At 51.8% G+C, this 6,319-nt stretch carries 8 protein-coding genes; 5 read left to right on the top strand and 3 right to left on the bottom strand.

Annotated features, from left to right (window positions below):
• Positions 1-1,962 (top strand): EAL domain-containing protein (locus VIN66_RS03310; RefSeq protein WP_331922661.1); only part of this gene is annotated, 1,962 nt, incomplete at its 5' end.
• Positions 1,963-1,965: 3 nt separating this feature from the next.
• Positions 1,966-2,814 carry an ATP-binding protein gene (locus VIN66_RS03305; RefSeq protein WP_331922660.1) on the top strand — a complete coding sequence of 283 codons (849 nt, stop codon included), beginning with the start codon at positions 1,966-1,968 and terminating at the stop codon, positions 2,812-2,814.
• On the opposite strand, the gene VIN66_RS03300 is transcribed toward VIN66_RS03305, so the two are convergent.
• From VIN66_RS03300 to VIN66_RS03290, 3 genes are read right to left on the bottom strand one after another with little or no spacing between them, the layout of a single operon-like run.
• A complete protein-coding gene (locus VIN66_RS03300; RefSeq protein ID WP_331922659.1) occupies positions 2,792-3,316 on the bottom strand; it encodes a PAS domain-containing protein in 525 nt (174 codons plus the stop codon). The two genes, VIN66_RS03305 and VIN66_RS03300, sit on opposite strands and share 23 nt — an antisense overlap.
• A 12-nt stretch (positions 3,317-3,328) precedes the next feature.
• Positions 3,329-3,670, bottom strand: coding sequence for a hypothetical protein (locus VIN66_RS03295; RefSeq protein ID WP_331922658.1), 342 nt, complete (start codon positions 3,668-3,670; stop codon positions 3,329-3,331).
• The gene (locus VIN66_RS03290; RefSeq protein ID WP_331922657.1) at positions 3,671-3,838 is read right to left on the bottom strand and encodes a hypothetical protein; all 168 of its coding nucleotides are present in this window, start codon (positions 3,836-3,838) and stop codon (positions 3,671-3,673) included.
• Between the two features lie 80 nt (positions 3,839-3,918).
• Here VIN66_RS03290 and VIN66_RS03285 point away from each other — a divergent pair, with 80 nt between their 5' ends.
• The 3 genes from VIN66_RS03285 to VIN66_RS03275 form a co-directional block, all read left to right on the top strand.
• A complete protein-coding gene (locus VIN66_RS03285) occupies positions 3,919-4,923 on the top strand; it encodes a Kelch repeat-containing protein (RefSeq protein WP_331922656.1) in 1,005 nt (334 codons plus the stop codon).
• A 32-nt stretch (positions 4,924-4,955) separates the two neighbouring features.
• Complete coding sequence (locus VIN66_RS03280) at positions 4,956-5,348, top strand: YbaN family protein (protein ID WP_331922655.1); 393 nt, start codon at positions 4,956-4,958, stop codon at positions 5,346-5,348.
• A 96-nt stretch (positions 5,349-5,444) separates the two neighbouring features.
• On the top strand, positions 5,445-6,319 hold an 875-nt coding region (locus VIN66_RS03275), incomplete at its 3' end, for an ABC transporter transmembrane domain-containing protein (RefSeq protein ID WP_331922654.1).

The raw sequence follows: 6,319 nt of genomic DNA, 5'->3' as shown, positions 1-6,319 counted from the left end.
GAAGCACAGGGCCGTAACTGCCGCTTTTTGCAAGGCCAGCAACGAGACGGACTAGCAGTAAAACAGATGCGTGATGCCATAACCCTGCGCCAGGAGTGCTCTGTGGTGCTGAAAAACTATCGTAAAGATAACAGCCTGTTTTGGAACAATTTATTTTTGGCGCCAGTGCCGGATGAACGCGGTGATATTACCCACTATATCGGTATTCAAACTGACATTACGGCACAGAAACGATACGAGCAAGAATTGGCGCATAACGCCTCGCATGATTTACTGACAGGGCTACCAAATCGTAGTTTATTGCGTGACAGGTTAAGCCAGAGTTGTAATATCAGTCAGCGTTATGCGCAAAAAGTGGCAGTGCTGTTTATCGATCTGGATGGCTTTAAACTGATTAACGATAGCATGGGACATCTAAGCGGTGATGAGGTGTTAAAGCTGGTCACCAGCCGTATTGTTGCCCTGATCCGTCCCGGTGATACGCTGTCCCGGATAGGAGGCGACGAATTTGTCCTGCTGGTGCCAGATGTACAAGACGATGAGCTGCTGCCGCAGCTTGCCGGGCGCATTCTGACCACGATAGCCGAACCTGTCACACTGCAGGGGCAGGAGATACAACTGACAGCCAGTATCGGCATCAGTGTGTCAGGCAGCGAGCTGACAGAGCCAATGCAACTGGTGCAACAGGCCGACTTAGCCATGTGCCGGGCAAAGCAGTTAGGTCGTAATACCTATCAGTGGTACAAAGCTGAGATGGACCAACTGCTCAGTAAACAACTGAGCCTGAAGTCTATGCTGCGTAAAGCAATAGACCAGCAGGAGTTTGAACTGTATTACCAGCCGCAGGTCGATGCAGTCACTAATGAGCTGGTGGGGCTTGAGGCGCTGTTACGCTGGCCACATCCTGAGCAAGGCTTTATCAGCCCGGAAGAGTTTATTCCGGTGGCAGAAGATACCGGTATGATAGTTGAAATTGGTCAGTGGGTGCTGGAGCAAGCTTGTGCGTTTAACTACCAGTTACAGCAACAGCAGCTGGCGTCTGTGCCCGTTGCCGTTAACCTGTCATCAATGCAATTTCAGCGTAGCGAGTTTATCGAGCAGCTACAACAGACATTGACAGTGCAGCGCTTAGCGGCGCGTTATTTGCAATTAGAGCTGACGGAATCGCTGCTGTTAGAGAATATAGAATACGTGATTGAAAAACTGCATCGGCTAAAGCAGTTGGGTATTAGCATTGCGATAGATGATTTTGGTACTGGTTATTCCAGCCTGAGTTACTTAAAACGTTTACCGATAGACAAGCTGAAAATAGATCGCGACTTTGTCCGCGATATTGTTACGGATAAACGTGATGCCGCAATTTGCCGCGCTATTATTGCGATGGCGCACCAGTTGGACGTAAAAGTGGTAGCAGAGGGCGTGGAAAATGATGCTCAAGCCGCGCTGCTGGGGAAAAGTTTGTGTGATGAGTTTCAGGGCTATCATTTTGCTAAACCGATGTCTGCTGCTGATACTGAACAGTTTTTGCGCTACTACGCGGCTAAGCAACAGCACAGACAAGCAGGCAGTCAACAGACCTTATTGCTGGTTGACGATGAGGACAATATTTTACATGCACTAAAGCGCTTATTGCGTAAAGAGCCGTACACCGTACTGACCTGTACCAGTGCCAAACAGGCCTTTGAGTTGCTAGCGTTGCACGATGTGCAGGTGATAGTGTCTGATCAGCGCATGCCGCAAATGAACGGTACTGAGTTTCTGCGTCAGGTTAAAGATATGTACCCGGAGACCATACGTTTGGTGTTGTCCGGCTATACTGATTTACGCTCTGTCACCGAGGCGATTAATCAGGGCGCCATTTATAAGTTTCTGACCAAGCCCTGGCAGGATAACGAGTTACGCGAAGAAATTCGCGCCGCCTTTAAGCGTTACGCCGGGCAAACCCAACAAACTGACAGGTAAACTATGTCTACTCATGCATCGCTGCAGCACCAGGTGACTGAACTGCAACATCAGGTTGAGGTATTAACCGAACAGTTAATGCAGTCGGAAAAGCTGGCGTCTATTGGTCAGCTGGCTGCTGGCGTGGCACATGAGATTAACAATCCCGTTGGCTATATTGCCTCCAATATGACGGTACTGGCCGAATACTCTGACAGCCTGATCCGTCTGGTACGTATTCTTAGCCAGCGCCTGAACAACGACGAGGCGCAGTCGTTATTGCAGCAGTTTGATTTTGCCTATCTGTGTGACGATTTACCCAAACTGGTAAAGGAGTCCGAAGAAGGCTTACAGCGGGTGATTGGCATCATTCGTGATTTAAAAGACTTTTCGCATTTGGAAGACGCCGAGTTTGTGCTGACGGATCTGCACTTGGGCATACAAAGCACGCTTAATATCGTGGCGAATGAGCTTAAATACAAAGCCGAAGTCGTGTGTCAGTTTAGCCAGTTACCACCAGTGTATTGCATTCCGTCCCAGCTTAATCAGGTGCTGCTTAACTTACTGGTTAATGCAGCACAGGCGATAGCGCAGCAGGGTACTATTACGATCAGTACCGGTTTTGATGCGCAGTGGGTCTGGTTTAGCGTGGCCGACACCGGCAGTGGCATAGCGGCGGATAAATTGGAGCAGATTTTTCAGCCATTTTACACCACTAAACCCAAGGGCCAGGGCACCGGGCTTGGTTTAGCCTTATCGCGCAGCATCATTGAAAGGCACAAAGGTATTTTAGATGTGGTCAGTGAAGTGGGTAAAGGCAGCTGTTTTACAGTAAAGCTGCCGCGCATAGCTAAGTCACCCGAGCCGGACTAACCAGCGCCAGGCCAGGTTTGGCACCAGCCCCCAATGCCATGGCTGAGCCAAGCCATTTTTCAATCTGGCCATAGTTGTCATATACTGCCACGGCACGGGTCAGGTGCCAGATATATTGACCATCTAACCGGCGAAAACGAAACTCTATGTTGTACGGATCGCCGGTTCGCAGGCAGTGTTGCCAATGTGACATTACCCGTTCACGGTCTTCCGGGTGAACTATATCCAGCCAGTTTAGCAGTAGGTCTTCTGTTTGCATGCCGCTAAATGTGGACATCAGTTGGCTGACAAAGGTTAGCTGGTTATCGCTGGCGGCTGTCCAAACTACTATGGGCATACTGTCGGCCCATTTTTGAAACCGCTGCTGCGCCTGTATCAGGCGCATTTCGCTCTGGTGTACTGCATTGCTGCCCTGTAGCACACCCTGCAACAGAGCGTTGTCGTCGGCACAGCAATGGCCGATAATCCGCAACCAGCAGGGGGCAACTTGTCTGGCCGGCATGGGCACTCGATGTCAAAGGCGGTGTATTGCTCCTGACACGCGGTTAAGGTTTGCTGCAGTGCTGAGCGTAATCATTTTGCTGTGCGTATCCAGGTACCAGCAGCCAAACCTGGCCAGCTGGCTGGCCAGTTCTAACTGTTGCTGTTGCCGCGTTAAGTTGTCCCGGGTTGCCGATTCGCGCTGTTGTAATTGCATGGCGGAGCGCGTTTGCAGATAAATCAGTAATAGGCAAATGGCCGCACCGGCACGGTTAGCCAACACGTAGACTGATGCAAACCCCGCCGGTGCAGCAGGTGACAACCAGTAACCCAGTACTACTGCCGCCACGGCCAGCACAAAGCTGACATTAAGCACCTAGGGCTGGTTGAGCAGACTTGCCAACAATAGCAGCTGCGCGTATAGCACACCATGCGCAAAACTAAGTTGGGTTTGGCTGTCGGCAATAAGGATTAACAGCAAAAGTACGTAGATCAGGTAAGCGGCGTTACTGTTGTCACGAAAATGTTGGATCCAATGACTCATTACCTGCTTCCTGCATCCTGCAACCTAGAGTGAGCTAATTATGGTACAAAGGTTGTAAAGTTGAAAAAATGAGGTGTCAAATGTGGAAATTTCTTCAGCTACTGGTGTTACCGGCAGTGTTGTTCTCTGGTTGTGCTAAAGCCGGCGGCCTAGATTGGCACACGCTGGCACCAATGCCGATTGCGGTGCAGGAAATTTATCCGGCTGTGCATAACGGCAAAATTTATGTCGCTGGTGGTTTAAGTGATGCGCTGCCAGAGGCAGAGCAGCAAATGACGGCGGCAGTGCAGGTTTATGATCCAGCAATAAACCGCTGGACCATGGCGCCATTACTGCCTGAAGCGCGACATCATGCTTATTTATTATCGGTTGATAATAAGCTGTTTTTATTCGGTGGTTTTGTTATTGCAAATGGCGGGCGCTGGAGTGCCAGTGCGGACATTCTGCAACTGGATGAAACCAACGGCGTCTGGCGCAAAGTTGCGCAGCTGCCAAAGCCGCTGACAGAAACGGTGGCGGTGGTACTGAACGGTAACGTTCATTTTGTCAGTGGCCGCTCGCCATCAGGGCCTGAGAACGCGCAGTGGCGCGATCAAGCCGATGTGAACTGGCACTGGGTGTTTGACCCGCTAAGCCTGACGGTCAGCAAAGCTGCACCGGTTGCGACACCGTTAAACAGCGCCAGTGCCGTTGCGCTAAAGCAGCAGCTTTACATGATGGGTGGGCGCAAAGTCGGTGCTGGCAATCTGGCGTTATTACAGCGTTTTGATCCGGCATTGTCGCAGTGGCAACAGCTGGCACCCATGCCGCAGGCCAGTGGCGGTTTAGCAGCTGCAGCGCTGGGGCAGCATATACTGGTGTTTGGTGGCGAGTATTTTGACAATGACGGCGGGGTTTATGCGCCAGTCTGGCAATATGATGCTGCAGCAGATAGCTGGCAGCAACAGGGCAGCATGCCGCTGCCCCGGCACGGTCTGGGGGCCGTTACACTGAACAACAAAGTCTATGTGCTTGGCGGTGCTACAGAGGCAGGTCTTAAGGCAACATCAGCCGTGCTGGAAGTGGTTACCCTGAGTGACAATTAACTGTTAACACTGGCATCAGGGTATAAAAACGAATGTGGCATCTGACGCGGATAGTGTTCTGGCGTGCACTGGCGCTGGTGAGCCTGCTACTGGGGTTAATTGGCATCCCGTTACCGGGGCTGCCAACCGTGCCTTTTGTGCTGTTAAGTGCCTGGGCGGCGGGCAAGGGCTGGCCGGCGCTGGAGCAGCGCCTGCTGACACATCCGAAATACGGCCCGGCATTGGTGCAGTGGCGCAGCCACGGTATCGTGTCCCGCCGGGCTAAGCTGCTGGCATCGGTGATGATGCTGGCAAGTGTTATAGCGCTGCAGTTTTCCGCCGCGCCTTTTTGGCTAAAACTGCTGTTACCGTTGTTTTTATCTGCTGTCGCGATCTGGCTGTGGCGCCGGCCAGAAACAATCAAAGCCTTACCGGCGCAACAATAATGTTCGCTCAACTTTTCCCTGACCAAGGATATTGCATGACACCGTATTGGCCTGCCTGGTTTTTACCACGCTATCAGCTTACCTCCGGGGGCGACTATGCAACCCGTTAACAAGGTGCTGCCGTGGCTCGCCGGTTTTTTACTGCCTTACCGTAAACAGGTGGCGCTGGCGATACTGTTTTTACTGTTAGGTTCGCTGAGCTGGCTGGCGCTGGGGCAGGGCGTGCGGATGCTGGTAGACGACGGCTTTGTCGCCAATAACAGCAGCGGCCTTAATCGCATTACACTGGGTATTTTATTGCTGTGTGCTTTTACAGCCGCAGCGGTATTTTGCCGTTTTTACCTGATGACCTGGCTGGGTGAGCGGGTAAGTGCAGATATCCGTAATCAGGTGTATCAGCACATGTTAACGCTTTCGCCGTCTTTCTACAGCCAGATGCGCACCGGTGAAGTCATTTCACGCTTTACCGCCGATACGACATTATTGCAAAGCGTGGTCGGTTCCAGCTTGTCGATGGCACTGCGTTCAACCGTGACGGCGTGTGGTGGCCTGCTGATGATGGCGCTGACCAGTTTTAAGATGACAGCATTAGTGCTACTGGCGGTGCCGTTGGTACTGCTGCCGATAATCGTGCTGGGCCGTAAGGTCAGGGTGTTATCGCGCGCCAGTCAGGACCGCTTAGCGGATGTTGGTGCCTATGTCGATGAAAGCCTGCACGAAATTCACACTGTGCAGTCTTATGGCCATGAAGGGTACGACAAACAGCTGTTTGCCGGGCGTATTGAACAGGTAATGCAGACGGCAAAGCAGCGGATTTTTTACCGCTCATTGCTGATTGCCGCAGTGATGTTGCTGAGTATCAGCGCTATGGTGTTAATCAGCTGGGTTGGCGCACATGACGTGCTGGCCGGTAAAATCAGTGCCGGTGAGCTGACAGCCTTTATGTTTTACGCTGTGATGGTGGCAGGTAG

It is taken from the genome of Rheinheimera sp. (assembly GCF_036568245.1).
GTDB lineage: Bacteria > Pseudomonadota > Gammaproteobacteria > Enterobacterales > Alteromonadaceae > Alishewanella.
This window is presented reverse-complemented; position numbering and strand designations above follow the sequence as displayed.